This window comes from Enterobacter sp. RHBSTW-00593, assembly GCF_013784105.1.
Classification (GTDB): domain Bacteria; phylum Pseudomonadota; class Gammaproteobacteria; order Enterobacterales; family Enterobacteriaceae; genus Enterobacter; species Enterobacter ludwigii.
The window spans coordinates 696,224-718,814 of sequence record NZ_CP056393.1 but is presented as its reverse complement, the minus strand read 5'-3'; the positions used below and the strand labels follow the sequence as shown (position 1 = coordinate 718,814).

Genomic DNA, 22,591 nt, shown 5'->3' with positions numbered 1-22,591 from the left:
ATATTTGCCAAATCATTACAATAGCGCCGTTCTCAACGGGGTGCTGCATCACTGATGTGCGCTGAGATAATACCCGTCGAACCTGATCCGGATAACGCCGGCGAAGGGATTTGAGGCTGTCACTCAAAATCCTTTGCCACTCAACCTTGAGGTGCAAAGTGTTAAAAAAAGTTCTCCCCCTTCTGGCGCTGTTTGCGCTGCCTGCCGTCGCGAAGCCCGTCCTGACGGTCTACACCTACGACTCCTTCTCAGCCGACTGGGGTCCGGGTCCGGTGGTGAAAAAAGCCTTTGAAGCTGACTGTCAGTGCGAACTGAAGTTCGTGGCGCTAGAAGATGGCGTCTCTCTGCTTAACCGCCTGCGCATGGAAGGCAAAAACAGTAAAGCCGATGTGGTGCTTGGGCTGGATAACAACCTGCTGGAGGCCGCCTCGAAAACCAAACTGTTTGCCAAAAGCGGCGTCGCCACCGATGCCGTCAGCGTCCCGGGCGGCTGGCAGAACGACACCTTTGTGCCGTTCGATTACGGTTACTTCGCGTTTGTTTACGACAAAAACAAGCTTAAAAACCCGCCGAAAAGCCTGAAGGAACTGGTCGAAAGCGAGCAGAAATGGCGCGTTATTTATGAAGATCCTCGCACCAGTACGCCAGGCCTGGGGCTGCTGCTGTGGATGCAGAAAGTCTACGGCGATGACGCTCCGCAAGCGTGGCAGAAGCTGGCCGCCAAAACCGTCACCGTGACAAAAGGCTGGAGCGAAGCCTACGGTCTGTTCCTGAAAGGGGAAAGTGATCTGGTTCTGAGCTACACCACCTCCCCGGCTTACCACATCATCGCCGAGAAGAAAGACAATTACGCCGCCGCCAGTTTTGCTGAAGGGCACTATCTGCAGGTCGAAGTGGCAGCCCGCACGGCATCCAGCAAACAGCCCGAACTGGCCGAGAAGTTCCTGAAATTTATGGTCTCCCCGGCATTCCAGAACGCCATTCCAGCGGGTAACTGGATGTACCCCGTGACCAGCGTGACGTTGCCAGCGGGCTTTGAGAAACTGACCAAACCGCAAACCTCGCTGGAGTTTACGCCTCAGCAGGTTGCCGCGCAGCGAGCAGCATGGGTAAGTGAATGGCAACGCGCCGTCAGCCGTTAATTCCCGGCTGGTTAATTCCTGGGCTGCTCGCCGCCGTATTGATGGTGGCGGTCAGTCTGGGCGCATTCCTTGCTTTATGGTTTAACGCGCCAGAGAGCGACCTGTTCGCGCTCTGGCACGACAGCTATCTCTGGCACGTTATCCGTTTCTCTTTCTGGCAGGCCTTTCTCTCTGCGCTGTTGTCGGTTATCCCCGCCATTTTCCTGGCACGCGCGCTTTATCGTCGCCGTTTCCCCGGCAGGCAGGCCCTGCTGCGCCTGTGCGCCATGACGCTGATCCTGCCGGTCCTGGTGGCCGTGTTTGGCATCCTGAGCGTCTATGGTCGTCAGGGGTGGCTGGCTTCACTTTTCAGCCTGATGGGTCTGGAGTGGCGCTTCTCGCCCTACGGACTGAAGGGCATTCTGCTGGCGCACATCTTTTTCAATATGCCGATGGCGACCAGACTCTTTTTACAGGCACTGGAAAACATCCCCGGTGAACAGCGCCAGCTTGCCGCCCAGTTGGGCATGCGCGGCGTATCCTTCTTCCGCCTGGTCGAATGGCCGTGGCTGCGTCGTCAGATCCCGCCGGTTGCGGCTCTGATCTTTATGCTCTGTTTCGCCAGTTTTGCCACCGTGCTTTCACTCGGCGGCGGCCCGCAGGCCACCACCATCGAACTGGCAATTTACCAGGCGCTCAGTTACGACTATGACCCCGGCCGCGCCGCGCTGCTGGCGATGGTGCAGATGGTTTGCTGCCTGTGCCTTGTGCTGCTGAGCCAGCGTCTGAGCAAAGCCATCCCGCCGGGCAGTAATCAGATAACCGGCTGGCGCGACCCGCAGGACAGCATGCATAGCCGGATCGCTGATCTGCTGCTTATCACGCTGGCGCTGCTGCTTTTGCTTCCGCCGCTGATGGCCGTCATCGTCGATGGCCTGAACCTGAATCTCGTTACCGTGATGCAGCAGCCCGTTCTCTGGCAGGCAACGTGGACCTCGTTACGGATCGCGCTCGCCGCCGGGCTGCTGTGTGTCATGCTGACCATGATGCTTTTATGGAGCAGCCGCGAGCTTTACGCGCGTCAGGCCCGTAAAGCCGGGCACGCCCTGGAGCTGACAGGCATGCTGATCCTGGCGATGCCCGGCATTGTACTGGCGACGGGGTTCTTTTTACTGTTCAACAGCACTATTGGCCTGCCGGAAAACGCCGACGGCATCGTGATTTTCACCAATGCCCTGATGGCGATCCCCTACGCGCTGAAGGTGCTGGAAAATCCGATGCGAGACATCAACAGCCGCTACGCGCTGCTGTGCCAGTCGCTCGGTCTGCAGGGCTGGCAGCGGCTAAAGATTATCGAACTGCGTGCGCTGAAACGCCCGCTGGCCCAGGCACTGGCTTTCGCCTGTGTGCTCTCAATAGGTGATTTTGGTGTCGTGGCGCTCTTCGGTAATGAAGATTTCCGCACCCTGCCGTACTGGCTGTACCAGCAAATTGGCTCCTATCGTAGCCAGGAGGGAGCCGTCACAGCGCTGCTGTTACTGGTACTCTGCTTTGCCTTATTTACCGTTATCGAAAAACTTCCGGGGCGTAATGTTAAAACTGACTGATGTAACCTGGCTCTACCAGCATCTGCCAATGCGCTTCTCCCTTTCGGTTCGTCAGGGAGAGATGATTGCGGTTCTGGGTCCGAGCGGGGCCGGAAAGAGTACTTTGCTCAATCTGATTGCCGGTTTTCTGCAACCGGCGAGCGGGTCGATAGTGATTGAAAACCGCGACCATACGCGCACGCCACCCGCCCGACGTCCGGTGTCGATGCTGTTCCAGGAAAACAATCTGTTCATGCATCTGACGGTGCGGCAAAACATCGCCCTGGGTATGGATCCTGGCCTGAAACTCAACGACGGTCAGCGCCAGAAGCTGGAGCTGATTGCCGCTCAGATGGGCATTACCGCGTTTATTGATCGCCTCCCCGAAGCCCTCTCCGGCGGGCAGCGTCAGCGGGTGGCGCTGGCGCGCTGCCTGGTGCGCGAGCAGCCCATACTGCTTCTGGATGAGCCCTTCTCTGCACTCGATCCTGCCTTGCGCCAGGAGATGCTTACCCTGGTGCAGGACGTGTGCCAGCGTCAGCAACTGACAATGCTGATGGTTTCGCACAGCATTGAGGATGCCGCGCGGATTGCGCCACGATCGGTGGTCATTGCAGAAGGGCGAATTGCCTGGGATGGCGGCACAGAGGAACTGCTCAGCGGTCACGCAGGGGCGTCTTCATTGTTAGGCATCAGTGCGGGCTGACCCTCTCCCACGGGAGAGGGAAACAGATTAACGGCTCACCACCTTCAAGAGGATTTCACCGTACACCGGCATCAGCGGGTGGCGAATCAGGGCGACCAGCGCCACCACGGCAACCCCCAGCATTAACGGCGCGAGCCACAGCAGGCGCGAGCGTGGCAGATAACGCGTCAGGCGATCAACATTCGCTTTCGCGCTGCGCCACAGTCGCCAGCACAACCAGGCAGCGATCCACAACAGCAGGGCCGTAGCCAGCAACAACCACTTAAATTCACCGCTTTGCATTCCGTCAGGAATATCAACGGTGGCCCCTGCCAGGATCCCCGGCAGAAAATAGAACGGCGGCCAGAAAACACAGCCGATGATGTTCGGCACCACGAATTTCGCAACAGGCAGATCCAGCATCCCCGCGACCATCGGCACCAGCGGACGCGTTGGTCCAACAAAGCGACCGACGAGGATCGTGAACATGCTGTGCTGATGCAGCGCGTGTTCGGTTTTATCCAGCAAGGCTTTGTTCTTTTTCATGAACGACCAGCGGTGCAGCGGTTTCTTAAAGCGCCAGCCCAGCCAGAAGGAGATCCAGTCGCCCAGTAAACAGCCGATAATCCCCGCCATCCACGCCTGCCAGAAATTCACTTCACCGCTGCCAATCAACGCGCCCAGCCCCGCCATCATCACCGTGCCGGGGAGGATCAACCCAACAAGTGCAAGCGATTCCAGAAACGCCACCAGCGCAACGGCGATAAGCGAATACATAACGGACTGGGTGATAAAATGTTCCAGCAATGCCTGCATAACTATTCCGGTCAGAAAACGAATCAGGGATTCTGCTTAGCGCCCTGCACCGCGTCAAGACAACAATTGTCTGAATAGTTTACAGGTTGCTTCCACAGTTCACCTGCTTGTTTATCTTTTTTTACCGTTTATTCACATCCTGCCCGGAATTCACTGGGGCTGGCACCGGTGCATTTTTTAAATACCCGGGAGAAATAGAGCTGGTCTTCAAAGCCCACATTGCGCCCCACGGTGGCAATGGGCATGCGGGTGGTGCTGAGCAGGAGCTTCGCCTGGCTGATACGCTGGTCCTCACGCCAGCTCAGGACGCTAACGCCCAGCTGCTGACGGAACAGATGTGACAGCCGCGACGGTGAGAGACACACATGCTGGGCGACGCTGGCGATATCGAACTGGCTGTCGGCCAGATGGTCGCTGATGTACTGGCAGGCGTCGCGCACGCGGTTGTCCAGCGGAGGATTAAGTGACGCGTTTATCGCCTCCATCCGGCGCAACAGCACCTGTTCAAGCAGGTTAATCGCCAGCAGTTCGGCATACCGGCCACCCGCCTGCCCCGCTTCAATAATTTGGGCAAAGAGTTCGCGGAACTGAGCCAGATGAACCTCGTCCGGGCGATAAAAACCGGTGTGCGCAAAAATAGCCGGCCACGAGAGCCACTCCTGCCAGTAGGCGCGCGGGCGGAAGTAGACCCACTGGTGATACCACTCTTTGGCCTCCGGGTGACGCCCGTAGTGGTGGATCTCTCCCGGCGGAAACAGCAGCATATCGCCCGGACGGCAGACAAACTGCTGATCGTTATTTTTGATAATCCCTTCCCCACGCACCGTCAGGTTCAGAATATACCCTTTCATCCCGAGCGGTCGGTCGACGTAAAAATCGAGATATCCCTCAGCCTCAATAGGGGTCAGCCCCGCCACCAGGTGAGCATTAAACGAGTAGCCCGGTAATAAGGGATCGTTTTGCGTTTCGGCCATAGATTCAGTTCTCCCAAGGGTCCTGAAGGAAACCAATTGTCCATATCGATAAAAGCAGTATAAAAATGGCCCGCGAAAAGATCCAAAAAGCATCACGCCTCTTTTACGTCCGCCATGTTTCAGCCTTTCCCCCTGATTTATCCGCCCACGGGGGCAGATCAGCAGTAACAAAAGTGTCTATAAGTGCGGCAGAAATGTCCACATTGATTATTTGCACGGCGTCACACTTTCTATTGCAACAGCAATTTAGTCCATAAGATTAGCGGATCCTGCCTGACGATTTTCGCCTCCAGTCTCTAATGTTCTCTCATACCTGTTTTTTGATGGAGCAACACCATGGCAATTGCGATTGGCCTCGATTTTGGCAGCGACTCGGTTCGCGCTCTGGCAGTGGACTGTACAAGCGGCCAGGAAATAGCAACCAGCGTTGAGTGGTACCCGCGCTGGCAAGAGGGGCGCTACTGCGATGCGCCAAATAACCAGTTCCGTCACCATCCACGTGACTACATTGAGTCGATGGAAGCGGCAATCAAAACCGTACTGACTGAACTGACCGACGCCCAGCGGGCAGAAATCGTCGGGATTGGCGTCGACAGTACCGGCTCAACGCCTGCCCCTGTGGATGCCGAAGGCCATGTTCTGGCGCTGCGTCCGGAGTTTGCTGATAACCCGAACGCCATGTTCGTGCTGTGGAAAGATCACACCGCCGTTGAAGAGGCCGAGGCCATTACCCGCTTGTGTCACCAGCCCGGTAAAACGGACTACTCGCGCTACATCGGCGGTATTTACTCCAGTGAATGGTTCTGGGCAAAGATCCTTCACGTAACCCGCGCGGACGCATCCGTTGCGCAGGCCGCGGTATCGTGGATTGAACTGTGCGACTGGGTACCAGCCCTGCTCTCCGGTACCACGCGTCCGCAGGATATCCGCCGCGGACGCTGCAGCGCCGGACACAAATCCCTGTGGCATGAAAGCTGGGGTGGCCTGCCACCGGCGGCGTTCTTCGATGAACTCGATCCCGTCATCAACAAGAGTCTGCAATACCCGCTGTTTACCGACACTTTCACCGCCGATATTCCGGTGGGTACGCTTTGTGAAGAGTGGGCGACGCGCCTGGGTCTGCCGCAAAACGTGGCCATCTCCGGCGGGGCGTTTGACTGCCACATGGGCGCGGTGGGCGCCGGTGCCCAGCCAAACACGCTGGTGAAGGTTATCGGCACCTCCACCTGCGACATTCTCACCGCGGATAAAGCCAGCGTAGGCGATCGGGCGGTAAAAGGCATCTGCGGCCAGGTTGACGGCAGCGTCGTACCGGAGTTTATCGGTCTGGAAGCGGGTCAGTCCGCCTTTGGCGATATCTACGCCTGGTTTGGCAGCGTGCTGGGCTGGCCGCTGGATCAGCTGGCGGCGGCACATCCTGAGCTGAAGACCCAGATTGCCGAAAGTAAAAAGCAGCTTTTGCCGCAGCTCACCGCCGCGTGGGCAAAGAATCCTTCTCTCGATCACCTGCCGGTGGTGCTCGACTGGTTCAACGGTCGCCGTACGCCATTTGCCAACCAGCGCCTGAAAGGGGTGATCACCGATCTTAACCTCGCCACCGACGCACCAGCGCTGTTTGGCGGCCTGATTGCCGCAACTGCCTTTGGGGCGCGCGCCATTATGGAGTGCTTCACCGAGCAGGGCATCGACGTCAACAACGTGATGGCACTGGGCGGCATCGCCCGTAAAAACCCGGTAATCATGCAGGCCTGTTGTGACGTGCTGAACCGTCCGCTGCAGATTGTCGCCTCCGATCAGTGTTGTGCCCTCGGTGCAGCGATCTTCGCGGCCGTTGCGGCAGGCGTTCATGCCGATATCCCGACCGCGCAGCAGCACATGGCGAGCGCTGTCGAAAATACCCTCCAGCCGCGTGCTCAGCAGGCGCAGCGTTTTGAACAGCTTTATCAGCGCTATCAGCAATGGGCAAAAAGCGCCGAACTTCACTATCTCCCTGTCGCCGCCCCGGCCAAACACACCGCGGACACTACGGCAACCCTGACACATTAAGGACACAATAATGACCATTTTTAATAATTATGAAGTGTGGTTTGTCATTGGCAGCCAACATCTGTACGGGCCGGAAGCGCTGCAACAGGTGACGAAACATGCTGAGCACGTGGTCAACGCGCTCAATGCAGAGGCTAAACTGCCGTGCAAACTGGTGCTCAAACCGCTCGGCACGACCCCGGATGAGATCACGAACATCTGCCGCGACGCGAACTACGACGATAAATGCGCTGGCATGGTGGTGTGGCTGCACACCTTCTCGCCGGCCAAAATGTGGATCAACGGTCTGGCCATCCTCAATAAACCACTGATGCAGTTCCATACCCAGTTCAACGCGTCCCTGCCGTGGGACAGCATTGATATGGACTTTATGAACCTGAACCAGACCGCGCACGGCGGCCGTGAGTTCGGCTTTATCGGCGCACGTATGCGCCAGCAGCATGCGGTCGTCACCGGCCACTGGCAGGATCAGCATGCGCAAAAACGTATCGGCTCCTGGATGCGCCAGGCGGTGTCCCGACAAGATACTCGTCACCTGAAAGTAGTGCGTTTCGGCGACAACATGCGTGAAGTGGCGGTCACCGACGGCGATAAAGTTGCCGCACAGATTAAATTTGGTTTCTCGGTGAATACCTGGGCCGTGGGCGACCTGGTGCAGGTGGTGAATGAAATCAGCGATGGCGATGTAAGCGCGCTGGTCGACGAATACGAAAGCAGCTACCGTCTGACCCCTGCGGCACAAATTCACGGTGACAAACGCCAGAACGTGCTGGATGCAGCACGTATCGAACTGGGCATGAAACGCTTCCTGGAACAGGGTGGCTTCCATGCCTTTACCACCACCTTTGAAGACCTCCACGGCCTGAAACAACTGCCCGGCCTGGCGGTACAACGTCTGATGCAGCAGGGCTACGGCTTTGCCGGCGAAGGCGACTGGAAAACTGCCGCTCTGCTTCGCATTATGAAAGTGATGTCAACCGGTCTGCAGGGCGGCACCTCCTTTATGGAGGACTACACCTACCACTTCGAAAACGGCAACGACCTGGTACTGGGCTCGCATATGCTGGAAGTGTGTCCTTCCATTGCCGTTGAAGAGAAACCGATCCTCGACGTGCAGTACCTTGGCATTGGCGGAAAAGCCGACCCGGCACGTCTGATCTTCAACACCCGTACCGGCCCTGCCATCAACGCCAGCCTGATTGACCTGGGCGACCGTTTCCGCCTGCTGGTGAACTGTGTGGATGCAGTTGAAACCCCGCATTCTCTGCCAAAACTGCCGGTCGCCAACGCCCTGTGGAAAGCGCAGCCTGACCTGCCAACCGCCTCGGAAGCCTGGATCCTGGCCGGTGGCGCGCACCACACCGTCTTCAGCCACGCGCTGGATCTGAACGACATGCGTCAGTTCGCCGAACTGCACGACATCGAACTGACCGTCATTGATAACGATACCCGCCTGCCCGCGTTCAAAGACGCGCTGCGCTGGAACGAAGTCTATTACGGTTCAAAACGTTAACAGGGGAACCTTTGGCCTGCCGCAGGGCGGGCCTCTTTTCCTGGAGGATTGCATGTTAGAAGATCTCAAACGTCAGGTACTGGAAGCCAACCTGGCGCTGCCCAAACACAATCTGGTGACGCTGACCTGGGGCAACGTCAGCGCCGTTGACCGCGAGCACGGCGTCTTCGTGATAAAGCCGTCAGGGGTGGATTACACGGTAATGACCGCAGAAGATATGGTTGTCGTCAGCATCGCCACGGGCGAAGTGGTGGAAGGAAAGAAAAAACCCTCCTCCGACACGCCAACGCATCGCCTGCTCTACCAGGCCTTCCCGACCATTGGCGGTATTGTGCATACCCATTCGCGTCATGCGACCATCTGGGCGCAGGCTGGCCAGTCCATTCCGGCTACCGGAACCACGCACGCAGACTACTTTTACGGCACCATTCCCTGCACCCGTTTGATGACTGATGAAGAGATCAACGGCGAGTATGAGTGGGAAACCGGCAACGTTATCGTCGAAACGTTTGAAAAACAGGGTATCGACGCTGCGCAAATGCCCGGCGTGCTGGTGCACTCCCATGGACCTTTTGCCTGGGGCAAAAACGCCGAAGATGCGGTACATAACGCGATTGTGCTGGAGGAGGTCGCGTATATGGGCATCTTCTGCCGCCAGCTGGCTCCGCAGCTTCCGGATATGCAGCCAACCCTGCTGGATAAACACTACCTGCGTAAACATGGCGCAAAAGCCTATTACGGGCAGTAAACTGTATATATATCCAGCATAAAATATTCAACCAGGCTATAATCAAGCCTGGTTTTGTTTTATGGGATAGCGGCGTGGCGCAGGCGCAAGAAGGTTTTTTACTTACCCGACACTGGCGGGATACTCCTCAGGGCACCGAGGTGGCATTCTGGCTGGCGACGGACAACGGCCCGCTGCACGTGACCCTGCCGCCGCAGGAGTCCGTGGCTTTTATCCCGAACGATCACGTTGAGAAAGCAAAGCAACTGCTGCGCGGTGAAAATGGCTGGCGCCTGACGCCGCTTGAACTGAAAGATTTCCACCGTCAGCAAGTACATGGCCTTTACTGCCGCGCCCATCGCCAGCTGATGCGTTATGAAAAACTGCTGCGCGACGCTGGCGTGACGCTGTACGAAGCTGATATCCGCCCGCCAGAACGTTTTTTGATGGAGCGGTTTATTACCGCCCCCGTCTGGGTCGACGGCACCGCGCAAAACGGCAGCCTTATTAACGCCCGTCTCAAACCCAACCCTACCTACCGGCCGCCGTTGAAATGGGTCTCGCTGGATATCGAAACCACTCGCCACGGTGAGCTGTACTGTATCGGCCTTGAAGGCTGCGGGGATCGGGTTGTTTATATGCTTGACCCCCCGAATGGCAACGCGTCCGCTCTGGATTTCCGGCTGGAGTATGTCAACAGCCGGCCACAGCTTCTGGAAAAGCTAAACCAGTGGTTTGCCGATCGCGATCCCGATGTGTTGATCGGCTGGAACGTGGTGCAGTTCGATCTGCGCGTGCTGCAAAAACATGCTGAACGTTACCGCATCCCCCTGATGCTGGGGCGCGGAAACAGCGAGCTGGAATGGCGCGAGCACGGTTTTAAAAACGGTGTGTTTTTCGCGCAGGCCAATGGCCGCCTGATTATCGACGGCATTGAGGCGCTCAAATCTGCCTTCTGGAATTTTTCCTCTTTCTCTCTGGAAGCGGTGGCGCAGGAGCTGCTCGGCGAAGGGAAATCCATCGACAATCCGTGGGACAGGATGGATGAAATCGACCGGCGCTTTAACGAAGACAAACCGGCACTCGCCACCTACAACCTGAAAGATTGTGAACTGGTGACGCAGATTTTCCACAAAACGGAGATCATGCCCTTCCTGCTCGAGCGCGCGACGGTGAACGGCCTCGCCGCTGACCGGCACGGTGGCTCCGTGGCCGCCTTTAGCCACCTCTATTTCCCGCGTATGCACCGGGCGGGCTATGTCGCCCCCAACCTCGGTGACGTACCGCCGCAGGCAAGCCCGGGCGGTTACGTGATGGATTCCCGGCCCGGGTTGTATGACTCCGTGCTGGTGCTGGACTACAAAAGCCTCTATCCGTCCATTATTCGCACCTTCCTGATCGATCCCGTCGGGCTGGTGGAAGGGATGGCGCAGCCTGACGATTTGCACAGCACAGAAGGTTTTCTCGGGGCCCGCTTCTCACGGGAAAAGCACTGTCTACCGGAAATCGTGGGAAACATCTGGCACGGTCGCGACGAGGCTAAGCGTCATGGCAACAAGCCCCTTTCTCAGGCGCTGAAAATTATCATGAACGCGTTTTACGGGGTTCTGGGGACCAGCGCCTGCCGCTTCTTCGACCCACGACTGGCGTCATCTATCACCATGCGCGGGCACGACATCATGCGCCAGACCAAAGCGTTGATTGAATCCCAGGGTTATGACGTTATTTATGGCGATACGGATTCCACCTTTGTCTGGCTTAAGGGCGCGCATTCAGAAGAGGATGCCGCGCGAATCGGCAAATCACTGGTGGCTTTTGTGAACGCCTGGTGGCAGGAAAGTTTGCAAAAAGAGCGGTTAAGCAGCGCGTTAGAACTGGAGTTTGAAACCCATTTCAGCCGCTTTTTAATGCCCACCATTCGCGGTACCGACCAGGGCAGTAAGAAGCGCTACGCCGGTCTTATTCAGGAAGGTGACAAGCAGCGAATGGTCTTTAAAGGGCTGGAAACCGTACGCACCGACTGGACGCCGCTGGCGCAGCAGTTTCAGCAAACGCTTTATCTGCGTATCTTTCGCAACGAGCCTTATCAGGACTACGTGCGTGAAACAATTGCCAGTCTGATGGCCGGTGAACTCGACGCCCAGCTGGTGTACCGCAAGCGCCTGCGCCGCCCGCTGGCGGAATACCAGCGCAACGTTCCGCCGCACGTCCGCGCCGCGCGCCTGGCAGATGAGGAGAACATGCGCCGGGGGCGTGCCCCGCAGTATCAGAACCGGGGAACCATCAAATACCTCTGGACCACCAGCGGCCCGGAACCCGTGGATTACCAGCACTCGCCTCTGGATTACGAGCACTATCTTACGCGTCAGCTTCAGCCGGTCGCGGACGGAATTTTGCCCTTCATCGACGACGACTTTGCTACACTAGTGACAGGGCAACTTGGCCTATTTTGACACGTGACGAAATGGCTGCCATCCAGTACCATAGCGCCCTTTCCATTCCCGGACCCATTTTTCAATGACTGTCTTTTTTGACGGTGGTTGAACTATTGCCTGCAATTTACGATTAGAGCCGAACAAATATGCCTTTTACACTTGGTCAACGCTGGATCAGCGATACAGAAAGCGAACTTGGATTAGGAACCGTGGTTGCCGTGGATGCACGAATGGTTACCCTCCTTTTCCCTGCTACCGGTGAAAACCGCCTGTACGCCCGCAATGATTCCCCTGTGACCCGCGTGATGTTCAACCCGGGTGACACCGTGACCAGCCACGACGGCTGGCAGCTAAAGGTCGAAGACGTAAAAGAAGAGAATGGACTGCTCGCCTACATCGGGACTCGCCTGGACACCGACGAGGCCAATGTCATCCTGCGTGAGGTGCTGCTCGACAGCAAACTGGTATTCAGTAAGCCGCAGGATCGCCTGTTTGCCGGGCAAATCGACCGTATGGATCGCTTCTCCCTGCGCTATCGCGCGCGCAAGTTCCAGAGTGAACAGTACCGTATGCCGTGGAGCGGCCTGCGCGGTCAGCGTACCAGCCTTATTCCCCACCAGCTGAACATCGCCCATGACGTGGGCCGCCGTCACGCACCTCGCGTACTGCTGGCAGATGAAGTGGGCCTGGGGAAAACCATTGAAGCGGGCATGATCCTGCATCAACAGCTGCTTTCCGGCGCAGCCGAGCGCGTGCTGATTGTGGTACCGGAAACCCTGCAGCATCAATGGCTGGTCGAGATGCTGCGCCGCTTTAACCTGCGTTTCGCTCTGTTTGATGACGAGCGCTATGCAGAAGCCCAGCACGATGCGGACAACCCGTTTGAAACGGAACAGCTGGTGATCTGCTCTCTGGATTTCGTACGCCGCAGCAAGCAACGTCTTGAGCATCTGTGCGACGCCGAATGGGACCTGATGGTGGTCGATGAAGCGCACCATCTGGTCTGGAGCGAAGATGCACCAAGCCGGGAATACATGGCTATCGAACAGCTTGCCGAGCGCGTACCAGGCGTCCTGCTGCTGACCGCAACGCCGGAGCAGTTAGGTCTGGAGAGCCACTTCGCCCGTTTGCGCCTGCTCGATCCAAACCGCTTCCATGACTTTGAGCAGTTCGTTGAAGAGCAGAATAACTACCGTCCGGTCGCCGATGCCGTTGCCCTGCTGCTGGCGGGTAAACATCTCTCGAATGACGAGCTCAACACCCTGAGCGATCTGATTGGCGAGCAGGATATTGAGCCTCTGCTGCAGGCGGCCAACAGCGACAGTGACAACGCGGATTCCGCGCGTAAAGAACTGATCGATATGCTGATGGATCGCCACGGCACCAGCCGCGTCCTGTTCCGTAACACCCGTAACGGGGTGAAAGGTTTCCCGAAACGCGAACTGCATACCATCAAATTGCCACTGCCGACGCAGTACCAGACAGCCATTAAAGTTTCCGGCATTATGGGCGCGCGCAAAACTGCAGAAGAGCGTGCACGCGACATGCTCTACCCGGAACAGATTTACCAGGAATTTGAAGGCGATACCGGCACCTGGTGGAACTTCGACCCGCGTGTTGAGTGGCTGATGGGCTATTTGACCGCGCACCGTTCTCAGAAAGTGCTGGTGATCTGCGCCAAAGCAGCCACCGCACTGCAGCTGGAGCAGGTCCTGCGCGAACGCGAAGGTATTCGCGCCGCCGTGTTCCACGAAGGGATGTCCATCGTCGAGCGTGACCGTGCCGCGGCATGGTTTGCAGAAGAGGACAGCGGTGCCCAGGTTCTGCTGTGCTCTGAAATCGGGTCTGAAGGCCGTAACTTCCAGTTTGCCAGCAACCTGGTGATGTTCGATTTGCCGTTCAACCCGGATCTGCTGGAACAGCGTATCGGTCGTCTGGATCGTATTGGCCAGGCGCATGATATTCAGATCCACGTTCCTTATCTGGAAAAAACCGCCCAGTCCGTACTGGTGCGTTGGTTCCACGAAGGTCTGGATGCGTTTGAGCATACCTGTCCGACCGGCCGCCCGATTTACGATCAGGTGCACGCCGATCTGATCGGCTATCTGGCCGCGCCAGAGAACACCGACGGGTTTGATGAACTGATCAAAGCCTGCCGTGATAAGCATGAAGCGCTGAAATCTCAGCTGGAACAGGGCCGTGACCGCCTGCTGGAGATCCACTCCAACGGCGGTGAAAAAGCCCAGGCGCTCGCTGAAAGCATTGAAGAGCAGGATGATGACACCAGCCTGATCAGCTTCTCCATGAACCTGTTCGACATCGTTGGCATAAACCAGGACGATCGTGGCGAGAATTTGATTGTCCTGACCCCGTCCGACCATATGCTGGTCCCGGATTTCCCTGGCCTGCCGGAAGATGGATGCACCATCACCTTTGAACGTGATGTGGCGCTGTCGCGCGAAGATGCGCAGTTCATCACCTGGGAGCACCCGCTGATCCGCAACGGTCTGGATTTGATCCTCTCAGGCGATACCGGCAGCAGCACCATCTCGTTGTTGAAAAACAAAGCGCTGCCAGTGGGTACCCTGCTGTTGGAACTGATTTACGTTGTCGAAGCGCAGGCGCCGAAACAGCTGCAGCTCAACCGCTTCCTGCCGTCAACGCCTGTGCGTCTGCTGCTGGACAAAAACGGCACGAACCTCGCCGCTCAGGTTGAATTCGAGAGCTTTAACCGCCAGCTGAGCGCCGTGAACCGCCATACCGGCAGTAAGCTGGTCAACGCGGTACAGCAGGATGTGCACGCTATTCTGCAGCTGGGTGAAACGCAGATCGAAAAAGCGGCCCGGGCTCTGATTGATGCCGCACGTCAAGAAGCCGACGACAAACTGTCCGCGGAACTCTCCCGTCTGGAAGCGTTGAAAGCGGTAAACCCAAACATCCGCGATGACGAACTGGCGGCGATCGAGAGCAACCGTCAGCAGGTGCTGGAAAGCCTTAATCAGGCAGGCTGGCGTCTGGATGCCCTGCGTCTTATCGTTGTGACGCATCAGTAAACGGAGCGCAAGATGGTGATGGAGCCTTACAATCCACCTCAGGATCCCTGGCTGGTGGTGCTTTATCAGGATGAGCACATTATGGTGGTCAACAAGCCCAGCGGCTTGTTGTCCGTGCCAGGGCGTCTGGATGAGCACAAAGACAGTGTGATGACGCGTATTCAGCGCGATTATCCTCAGGCGGAGTCTGTCCATCGTCTGGACATGGCCACCAGCGGTGTGATTGTAGTGGCGCTGAATAAAGCGGCGGAACGCGAGCTGAAACGCCAGTTCCGCGATCGCGAGCCGAAAAAGCAGTATGTCGCACGTGTCTGGGGGCATCCTCAGCCGGCGGAAGGGCTGGTGGATTTACCGCTGATCTGCGACTGGCCGAACCGACCAAAACAAAAGGTCTGTTACGAAACCGGCAAAGCAGCGCAAACCGAGTATGAAGTGCTGGAGTACGCGCCAGATAACACTGCGCGCGTGCTGCTTAAACCGATTACCGGGCGCTCGCACCAGCTGCGTGTCCATATGCTTGCGCTGGGGCACCCGATTCTGGGGGACAGATTTTACGCGCCGCCCGATGCACTGGCGCTGGCGCCACGCCTGCAGCTGCATGCGCAGACGCTCACCATCACCCATCCGGTTTTTGGCAATGCAATGACGTTTAAAGCCCCAGTCGACTTCTGAAAAAAAGGCCCGACAGTGTCGGGCCTTTTTTATTTGAAACTTTTCTTCTCTTTAATCAACTCGTACGCTTTCTGAATTTCCTGCGCTTTTTGCTTCGCCATCTCCATCATCTCCGGCGGTAAACCTTTCGCGACCAGTTTGTCCGGGTGGTGCTCACTCATCAGCTTACGATAGGCACGCTTGATGGTGGTTACATCGTTCGATGGCTTCACCCCCAGCACGTTACAGGCATCCTCCAGCGTCGGACCCCGCTGCGCCTGCTGCCAGGCACCGCCAGAGGACTGCTGGTGATAGCCGCCGCCAAACTGCGCACCGCCCTGCATCATGCGCAGGAACTGGTCGAACTGCATACGGGAGATGCCCAGTTCTTCCGCAATAACGTATAAAACATCGCGTTCATTCGGATGAAGTGAACCATCGGCAAACGCCGCCTGGATTTGGATCTCCAGAAACATCCGAATTAAATCAAAACGGCCGAAGCAGATGCTGCGGAACTGACGCATTTTATCGCGCAGCGGATAATTATCCGCTTTACCGATGCGAAACGCATTTTGTGCCGCGAGACGAGAGTCACCATGCAGATTCATGCGGTCCATAAAGACGCTGGCTATCTGAATATCGGCTTCCGTCACACGCCCTTTTGATTTGGTTAAGTGCCCCATCACCTCAAACGTGGTGGAGAAAAAGAGGGACTGACGCTCACGCTGATTGGCAAACCAGGCCATTTTGCGGCTGCGAGCCTTATCAAACATATGGCCGATAATAAGCCCCAGTACGATCCCCCAGAACCCGGCACCCATGATGATGGCGAACGCAACGCCGATTATTTTACCCCAATACTGCATATACTCCCCGGTTAGTCATGTTCCTGGCCGACGCAACGTCATCATCACAGTGTTCAAGCCACGGTCAATTGAAGGACATCGCCTATAATTTGCTTTATCATACTCGTCATTCGATAGCGAGCCTAACACTCTGGCGCGCAAACGGGCAGGATTAACGCTGGTACTGCGCTGATGAGTAAGATAGTCTCTGAGCGTTTGTAAGCCGTAGCCACTGATGACGGAACAATAAAATACAACGTATGAAAAAACGTATCCCCACCCTCCTGGCCACAATGATTGGCACCGCCCTGTACAGCCAACAGGGACTGGCGGCCGATCTCGCCTCGCAGTGTATGCTTGGCGTCCCAAGTTATAATCGTCCACTGGTAAAGGGCGATACGAATAGCTTGCCGGTAACCATTACTGCCGATAGCTCTAAAGGCACATATCCTGACAATGCGACATTTACTGGCAATGTGGATATTAACCAGGGCAACAGCCGTCTGCAGGCAGATGAAGTGCAATTACACCAGAAGCAGCCGGAAGGTGCGGCCGAGCCGGTACGAACGGTGGATGCGCTGGGTAATGTGCACTATGACGACAATCAGGTCATCCTGAAAGGTCCGAAAGCCTGGTCAAACCTGAATACCAAAGACACTAACGTCTGGGAAGGTGATTACCAGATGGTAGGTCGCCAGGGGCGCGGTGATGCAGACCTGATGAAACAGCGCGGTGAAAACCGCTATACGATTCTGGAAAACGGCTCCTTCACGTCCTGTCTGCCCGGGTCTAATACCTGGAGCGTGGTCGGAAGTGAAGTCATCCATGACCGTGAAGAGCAGGTTGCCGAGATCTGGAACGCCCGCTTCAAGCTCGGTCCGGTACCCGTTTTCTACAGCCCTTACCTGCAGCTTCCTGTGGGTGACAAACGCCGCTCAGGTTTCCTGATCCCGAATGCCAAATACAGCACCACGAACTACTTTGAGTTCTATCTGCCGTATTACTGGAATATCGCGCCCAACATGGACGCCACGATCACGCCGCACTATATCCATAAGCGCGGCAACGTTATGTGGGAAAACGAGTTCCGCTACCTGACGCAGGCGGGTACTGGCCTGATGGAACTGGATTATCTGCCGTCGGATAAAGTCTTCCAGGATGAGCATCCAACAGAAGGTGATAAACACCGCTGGTTGTTCTACTGGAAACATGCCGGGGTGATGGACCAGGTCTGGCGGTTTAACGTCGACTACACCAAAGTCAGCGACCCTTACTATTTCAACGACTTTGACTCCAAATACGGGTCCAGTACCGATGGCTACGCCACGCAGAAATTCAGCGTGGGATACGCTATTCAGAACTTCAACGCCACGGTCTCTACCAAGCAGTTCCAGGTCTTTGATACCCAGACGAGAAGCACTTATGGTGCAGAACCGCAGCTGGACGTTAACTGGTACCAGAACGATGTTGGTCCGTTTGACACCCGCGTGTACGCCCAGGCCGTGCACTTCGTTAACACCAACTCGGATATGCCGGAATCCACGCGTGTTCACCTCGAGCCAACCATCAATTTGCCGGTGTCAAATGACTGGTCGAGCCTGAATACCGAGGCCAAACTGATGGCCACCCATTACCAGCAGAAGAATCTTGACTGGTATAACACCCGTTACGGCACCGATCTCGAAGAATCCGTGAACCGCGTCCTGCCGCAGTTCAAAATGGACGGCAAACTGATCTTCGAACGCGATATGGGTCTTCTGGCGGAGGGTTATACCCAGACGCTTGAGCCACGTATGCAGTATCTGTACGTCCCGTATCGCGATCAGAGCAACATTCAGAACTATGACTCCTCATTCCTGCAGTCTGACTACAGCGGTCTGTTCCGCGACCGTACCTACGGTGGCCTCGACCGTATTGCGTCAGCAAACCAGTTAACGACCGGCGTCACAACGCGCGTTTATGATGATGCCGCCGTTGAACGTTTTAACGTTTCTGTTGGTCAAATCTACTATTTCACCGAGTCCCGGACCGGTGATGACGACATTAACTGGGAGAAAGACAACAAAACGGGTTCTCTGGTGTGGGCGGGTGATACTTACTGGCGTATGACCGATCGCTGGGGTTTACGCGGGGGTGTGCAGTACGATACGCGTCTCAACAACGTTGCGACAAGCAGTGCGGCGATTGAATACCGTCGTGATGAAGACCGTATGCTGCAGTTGACCTATCGTTACGCCAGCCCGGAATATATTCAGGCCACGTTGCCAAACTATGCGAATACGGATCAGTACAAAGACGGCATCTCGCAGGTGGGTGGCGCAGCGAGCTGGCCAATCGCCGATCGCTGGTCAATCGTCGGTGCTTACTACTTTGACACCAATACCAGTAAACCTGCTGACCAGATGGTTGGTCTGCAATATAACTCCTGCTGCTACGCGCTGCGTGTCGGTTACGAACGTAAGCTTAACGGCTGGGATACCAAGAATGAACAGGGCAAATACGATAACGTGATTGGCTTTAATGTCGAACTGCGCGGCCTGAGCTCCAACTACGGCCTGGGCACGCAGCAGATGCTGCGCTCGAACATTCTGCCGTACCGCAGTTCCTTGTAATGTGCTTAATTTGCAACGTAATCCGCTTTGCGGTTAATTGAAATGGAAAAAGTATGAAGAACTGGAAAACGCTGCTGCTCGGTGTCGCTATGGTTGCGAATACCAGCTTCGCGGCCCCCCAGGTTGTTGATAAGGTCGCCGCTGTGGTTAACAACGGCGTCGTGCTCGAAAGCGACGTTGACGGTTTGATGAAATCTGTGAAGCTCAATTCGGGTGAAGCAGGTCAGCAACTTCCGGATGACGCTACCCTGCGCCATCAGATCCTGGAACGTCTGATCATGGATCAGATTGTTCTGCAAATGGGTCAGAAAATGGGTGTGAAGGTCACTGACGAGCAGCTCGATCAGGCCATTGCTAACATCGCGAAGCAGAACAACATGAGCCTGGACCAGATGCGTAGCCGTCTGGCCTATGATGGCATCAGCTATGCAACGTACCGTAATCAGATCCGTAAAGAGATGCTGATTTCGGAAGTGCGCAACAATGAAGTCCGTCGTCGCGTCACGATCCTGCCTCAGGAAGTGGACGCGCTGGCAAAACAGGTGGGTAACCAGAATGACGCCAGCACCGAACTGAACCTGAGCCACATTCTGATCCCGCTGCCAGAGAACCCAACCTCCGACCAGGCTGCGGAAGCTGAAAGCCAGGCGCGTTCGATTGTCGAGCAGGCACGTAACGGCGGTGACTTTGGCAAACTGGCCATCACCTACTCCGCTGACCAACAGGCGCTGAAAGGCGGCCAGATGGGCTGGGGACGTATCCAGGAGCTGCCTTCCATCTTTGCTCAGGCGCTGAGCACGGCGAAGAAAGGTGACATCGTGGGTCCCATCCGTTCAGGCGTGGGCTTCCACATCCTGAAAGTGAACGATCTGCGCGGTCAGAGTCAGAATATTTCGGTTACCGAAGTTCACGCTCGCCATATTCTCCTCAAGCCGTCACCTATCATGACTGACGATCAGGCGCGCGTGAAACTGCAACAGATTGCTGCAGACATCAAGAGCGGAAAAACCTCGTTTGCGAATGCCGCGAAAGAGTTCTCTCAGGATCCCGGCTCTGCTAATCAGGGCGGCGATCTGGGCTGGGCGGCCGCGGATATCTACGATCCTGCGTTCCGTGACGCACTGATGAAACTGAACAAAGGCCAGATGAGCGCCCCGGTGCACTCCTCCTTCGGCTGGCATCTGATCGAACTGTTGGATACCCGCAATGTTGATAAAACGGACGCGGCGCAGAAAGACAGAGCCTACCGCATGCTGTTTAACCGTAAGTTCTCTGAAGAAGCAGCAACCTGGATGCAGGAACAACGCGCCAGCGCTTATGTGAAAGTACTGAGTAACTAATGAAACAGCATCGTGTTGTGATCACTCCCGGCGAACCTGCCGGGATTGGGCCTGACCTCGTTGTCCAGCTCGCCCAGCGCAGCTGGCCGGTGGAACTGGTTGTCTGCGCGGATGCAACACTGTTACAAGACCGGGCAACGCTGCTCGGTCTGCCTTTAACGCTCATCCCCTACGTTGAAGGCCAGCAGCCTGCACCACAGCAAGCCGGCACGCTTACGCTTCTTCCTGTTCCACTTCGTACTCCCGTCATCCCGGGTCAGCTCAGTACCGAAAACGGCCACTATGTTGTAGAGACGCTGGCGCGTGCCTGCGACGGTTGCCTGAAGGGTGAATTTGCCGCCCTGATCACCGGTCCCGTGCACAAAGGCGTTATCAACGAGGCGGGGATACCGTTTACCGGGCACACGGAGTTCTTTGAAGAGCGCTCACACAGCCCGAAAGTGGTCATGATGCTGGCGACAGAAGCAATGCGCGTTGCCCTCGTGACGACCCATTTGCCCATCAGGGCCATTCCGGATGCCATTACTCCGTCTCTTTTACGGGAGATCATCGGGATCCTGCATCACGACCTGCAAACCAAATTCGGCATCAAACAGCCGCATGTGCTGGTCTGCGGGCTGAACCCGCACGCCGGTGAAGGCGGACATATGGGAACCGAAGAGATCGACACCATTATTCCGGTGCTTGAAGAAATGCGGGCAAAAGGGATGAACTTAAGCGGGCCGTTGCCTGCCGATACCCTTTTCCAGCCTAAATACCTGGATAATGCGGACGCCGTGCTCGCGATGTACCACGATCAAGGCCTGCCCGTGCTAAAATACCAGGGCTTTGGCCGCGGGGTGAATATCACCCTCGGTTTACCTTTTATTCGAACGTCCGTTGACCACGGTACTGCGCTGGATCTGGCAGGCCAGGGGAAAGCGGATGTCGGCAGTTTTATTACGGCGCTTAATCTCGCCATCAAAATGATTGTTAATACTCAATGACTAATCGAGTCCATCAGGGCCACTTAGCCCGAAAACGCTTCGGGCAAAACTTCCTCAACGATCAGTTCGTGATCGACAGTATCGTGTCTGCCATTAATCCGCAGAAAGGTCAGGCTATGGTCGAAATCGGCCCGGGTCTTGCCGCTCTGACTGAACCCGTAGGCGAACGCCTGGACGAACTGACCGTTATCGAACTCGATCGCGATCTCGCCGCACGCCTGCAAACTCACCCGTTCCTGGGGCCAAAGCTGACGATTTATCAGCAGGATGCCATGACCATGAACTTTGGTGAGCTGTCGGAAAAAATGGGCCAACCGCTGCGCGTGTTCGGTAACCTGCCGTACAACATCTCCACACCGCTAATGTTCCACCTGTTTAGCTATACTGATGCCATTGCCGACATGCACTTCATGTTGCAAAAAGAGGTGGTTAACCGTCTGGTTGCAGGGCCGAACAGTAAAGCGTATGGTCGTTTGAGCGTGATGGCACAATATTTCTGCAACGTGATCCCGGTGCTCGAAGTACCGCCAACCGCCTTTACGCCACCACCAAAAGTGGACTCTGCGGTAGTGCGTCTTGTACCGCATAAAATAATGCCGTACCCGGTGAAAGACCTGCGGGTGCTGAGCCGCATTACTACGGAAGCCTTTAACCAGCGCCGTAAAACGATCCGTAACAGCCTGGGCAATCTGTTTACCGTTGAAGTGCTGACTGAGTTGGGTATTGACCCGGCAATGCGTGCAGAAAATATTTCCGTAGAACAGTACTGTAAGCTGGCTAATTACATCAGCGAAAATGCGCCGCCGAAGGAGAGTTAAGCCATGATTGATTCGCCCCGCGTATGTGTCCATGTACAAAGCGTTTATGTTGAATCCCAGTCCTCACCGGATGAAGAACGTTTTGTCTTCGCTTACACCGTGACCATTCGCAATCTGGGGCGGATGCCTGTGCAACTGCTTGGGCGCTACTGGCTTATCACCAACGGCAACGGCCGCGAAATCGAAGTTCAGGGTGAAGGTGTGGTTGGTGAACAGCCCCACATCGACCCTGGCGAAGAGTATCAATATACCAGCGGTGCCGTGATCGAAACGCCGCTGGGCACCATGCAGGGCCATTACGAAATGGTCGACGTCGATGGCAATGTGTTCCGCGTTGCTATTCCTGTGTTCCGTCTCGCCGTTACAACACTCATTCATTAATC

Annotated in this window: 17 protein-coding genes and 1 riboswitch; of the genes, 14 read left to right on the top strand and 3 right to left on the bottom strand. The window is 56.2% G+C overall.

What is annotated here, in order from left to right; translation table 11 throughout:
* The first annotated feature begins 26 nt into the window (after positions 1-26).
* Positions 27-127: riboswitch (TPP riboswitch) on the top strand.
* Positions 128-158: 31 nt separating this feature from the next.
* From thiB to thiQ, 3 genes are read left to right on the top strand one after another with little or no spacing between them, the layout of a single operon-like run.
* Complete coding sequence (gene thiB / locus HV242_RS03450; RefSeq protein ID WP_047743403.1) at positions 159-1,142, top strand: thiamine ABC transporter substrate binding subunit; 984 nt, start codon at positions 159-161, stop codon at positions 1,140-1,142.
* Positions 1,118-2,728 (top strand): thiamine/thiamine pyrophosphate ABC transporter permease ThiP, encoded by a 1,611-nt coding sequence (gene thiP / locus HV242_RS03445; RefSeq protein ID WP_044868025.1) that lies wholly within the window; start codon positions 1,118-1,120, stop codon positions 2,726-2,728. The genes thiB and thiP overlap by 25 nt, the downstream gene beginning before the upstream one ends.
* Entirely contained in the window at positions 2,712-3,413 is a 702-nt protein-coding gene (gene thiQ / locus HV242_RS03440; RefSeq protein WP_020882567.1) for a thiamine ABC transporter ATP-binding protein ThiQ, read from the top strand. The genes thiP and thiQ overlap by 17 nt, the downstream gene beginning before the upstream one ends.
* Before the next feature lie 27 nt (positions 3,414-3,440).
* On the opposite strand, the gene HV242_RS03435 is transcribed toward thiQ, so the two are convergent.
* Together HV242_RS03435 and araC are read right to left on the bottom strand one after the other, a co-directional pair.
* On the bottom strand, positions 3,441-4,208 hold the full coding sequence (locus HV242_RS03435; RefSeq protein ID WP_014168607.1) for a DedA family protein: 768 nt from the start codon (positions 4,206-4,208) through the stop codon (positions 3,441-3,443).
* 128 nt (positions 4,209-4,336) lie between these two features.
* Positions 4,337-5,182 (bottom strand): arabinose operon transcriptional regulator AraC, encoded by an 846-nt coding sequence (gene araC, locus HV242_RS03430; protein ID WP_025205437.1) that lies wholly within the window; start codon positions 5,180-5,182, stop codon positions 4,337-4,339.
* A gap of 336 nt (positions 5,183-5,518) precedes the next feature.
* Between araC and araB the strand changes: the two genes are divergently transcribed.
* The 6 genes from araB (at position 5,519) to rluA (ending at position 15,628) form a co-directional block, all read left to right on the top strand.
* Positions 5,519-7,228 carry a ribulokinase gene (gene araB / locus HV242_RS03425; protein WP_063858373.1) on the top strand — a complete coding sequence of 570 codons (1,710 nt, stop codon included), beginning with the start codon at positions 5,519-5,521 and terminating at the stop codon, positions 7,226-7,228.
* A 10-nt stretch (positions 7,229-7,238) separates the two neighbouring features.
* Complete coding sequence (araA, locus tag HV242_RS03420; protein WP_014168604.1) at positions 7,239-8,741, top strand: L-arabinose isomerase; 1,503 nt, start codon at positions 7,239-7,241, stop codon at positions 8,739-8,741.
* Positions 8,742-8,793: 52 nt separating this feature from the next.
* Positions 8,794-9,489, top strand: a complete 696-nt coding sequence (araD, locus tag HV242_RS03415) for an L-ribulose-5-phosphate 4-epimerase (protein ID WP_032679615.1) — start codon at positions 8,794-8,796, stop codon at positions 9,487-9,489.
* Positions 9,490-9,563: 74 nt separating this feature from the next.
* Positions 9,564-11,921: a DNA polymerase II gene (gene polB / locus HV242_RS03410; RefSeq protein WP_155027349.1), complete on the top strand. Its 2,358-nt coding sequence runs from the start codon at positions 9,564-9,566 to the stop codon at positions 11,919-11,921.
* Positions 11,922-12,049: 128 nt separating this feature from the next.
* Complete coding sequence (gene rapA, locus HV242_RS03405; protein WP_040018606.1) at positions 12,050-14,956, top strand: RNA polymerase-associated protein RapA; 2,907 nt, start codon at positions 12,050-12,052, stop codon at positions 14,954-14,956.
* A 12-nt stretch (positions 14,957-14,968) separates the two neighbouring features.
* Positions 14,969-15,628, top strand: coding sequence for a bifunctional tRNA pseudouridine(32) synthase/23S rRNA pseudouridine(746) synthase RluA (rluA, locus tag HV242_RS03400; RefSeq protein ID WP_014168600.1), 660 nt, complete (start codon positions 14,969-14,971; stop codon positions 15,626-15,628).
* A 29-nt stretch (positions 15,629-15,657) separates the two neighbouring features.
* Here the strand turns inward: rluA and djlA are convergent, their stop codons facing one another.
* The gene (gene djlA / locus HV242_RS03395; protein WP_181616906.1) at positions 15,658-16,473 is read right to left on the bottom strand and encodes a co-chaperone DjlA; all 816 of its coding nucleotides are present in this window, start codon (positions 16,471-16,473) and stop codon (positions 15,658-15,660) included.
* 239 nt (positions 16,474-16,712) lie between these two features.
* On the opposite strand from djlA, the gene lptD reads away from it, so the two are divergent.
* Genes lptD through apaG form a run of 5 tightly spaced genes read left to right on the top strand, consistent with a single transcriptional unit; the run spans position 16,713 to position 22,589 of the window.
* Positions 16,713-19,064, top strand: coding sequence for an LPS assembly protein LptD (gene lptD, locus HV242_RS03390; protein ID WP_063858371.1), 2,352 nt, complete (start codon positions 16,713-16,715; stop codon positions 19,062-19,064).
* 53 nt (positions 19,065-19,117) lie between these two features.
* On the top strand, positions 19,118-20,404 hold the full coding sequence (surA, locus tag HV242_RS03385) for a peptidylprolyl isomerase SurA (protein WP_014168597.1): 1,287 nt from the start codon (positions 19,118-19,120) through the stop codon (positions 20,402-20,404).
* Positions 20,404-21,390, top strand: coding sequence for a 4-hydroxythreonine-4-phosphate dehydrogenase PdxA (pdxA, locus tag HV242_RS03380; protein ID WP_020882559.1), 987 nt, complete (start codon positions 20,404-20,406; stop codon positions 21,388-21,390). The genes surA and pdxA overlap by 1 nt, the downstream gene beginning before the upstream one ends.
* Positions 21,387-22,208: a 16S rRNA (adenine(1518)-N(6)/adenine(1519)-N(6))-dimethyltransferase RsmA gene (gene rsmA, locus HV242_RS03375; protein ID WP_014168595.1), complete on the top strand. Its 822-nt coding sequence runs from the start codon at positions 21,387-21,389 to the stop codon at positions 22,206-22,208. The genes pdxA and rsmA overlap by 4 nt, the downstream gene beginning before the upstream one ends.
* Before the next feature lie 3 nt (positions 22,209-22,211).
* On the top strand, positions 22,212-22,589 hold the full coding sequence (apaG, locus tag HV242_RS03370) for a Co2+/Mg2+ efflux protein ApaG (protein WP_014168594.1): 378 nt from the start codon (positions 22,212-22,214) through the stop codon (positions 22,587-22,589).
* Positions 22,590-22,591 lie beyond the last annotated feature (2 nt).

Coding starts and splice junctions, on each gene's coding strand:
- surA (WP_014168597.1), top strand. CDS start 19,118: ATGAAGAACTGGAAAACGCTGCTGCTCGGTGTCGCTATGGTTGCGAAT.
- araA (WP_014168604.1), top strand. CDS start 7,239: ATGACCATTTTTAATAATTATGAAGTGTGGTTTGTCATTGGCAGCCAA.
- araD (WP_032679615.1), top strand. CDS start 8,794: ATGTTAGAAGATCTCAAACGTCAGGTACTGGAAGCCAACCTGGCGCTG.
- araB (WP_063858373.1), top strand. CDS start 5,519: ATGGCAATTGCGATTGGCCTCGATTTTGGCAGCGACTCGGTTCGCGCT.
- apaG (WP_014168594.1), top strand. CDS start 22,212: ATGATTGATTCGCCCCGCGTATGTGTCCATGTACAAAGCGTTTATGTT.
- araC (WP_025205437.1), bottom strand. CDS start 5,182: ATGGCCGAAACGCAAAACGATCCCTTATTACCGGGCTACTCGTTTAAT.
- rapA (WP_040018606.1), top strand. CDS start 12,050: ATGCCTTTTACACTTGGTCAACGCTGGATCAGCGATACAGAAAGCGAA.
- lptD (WP_063858371.1), top strand. CDS start 16,713: ATGAAAAAACGTATCCCCACCCTCCTGGCCACAATGATTGGCACCGCC.
- rsmA (WP_014168595.1), top strand. CDS start 21,387: ATGACTAATCGAGTCCATCAGGGCCACTTAGCCCGAAAACGCTTCGGG.
- thiQ (WP_020882567.1), top strand. CDS start 2,712: ATGTTAAAACTGACTGATGTAACCTGGCTCTACCAGCATCTGCCAATG.
- thiP (WP_044868025.1), top strand. CDS start 1,118: ATGGCAACGCGCCGTCAGCCGTTAATTCCCGGCTGGTTAATTCCTGGG.
- rluA (WP_014168600.1), top strand. CDS start 14,969: ATGGTGATGGAGCCTTACAATCCACCTCAGGATCCCTGGCTGGTGGTG.
- pdxA (WP_020882559.1), top strand. CDS start 20,404: ATGAAACAGCATCGTGTTGTGATCACTCCCGGCGAACCTGCCGGGATT.
- djlA (WP_181616906.1), bottom strand. CDS start 16,473: ATGCAGTATTGGGGTAAAATAATCGGCGTTGCGTTCGCCATCATCATG.
- HV242_RS03435 (WP_014168607.1), bottom strand. CDS start 4,208: ATGCAGGCATTGCTGGAACATTTTATCACCCAGTCCGTTATGTATTCG.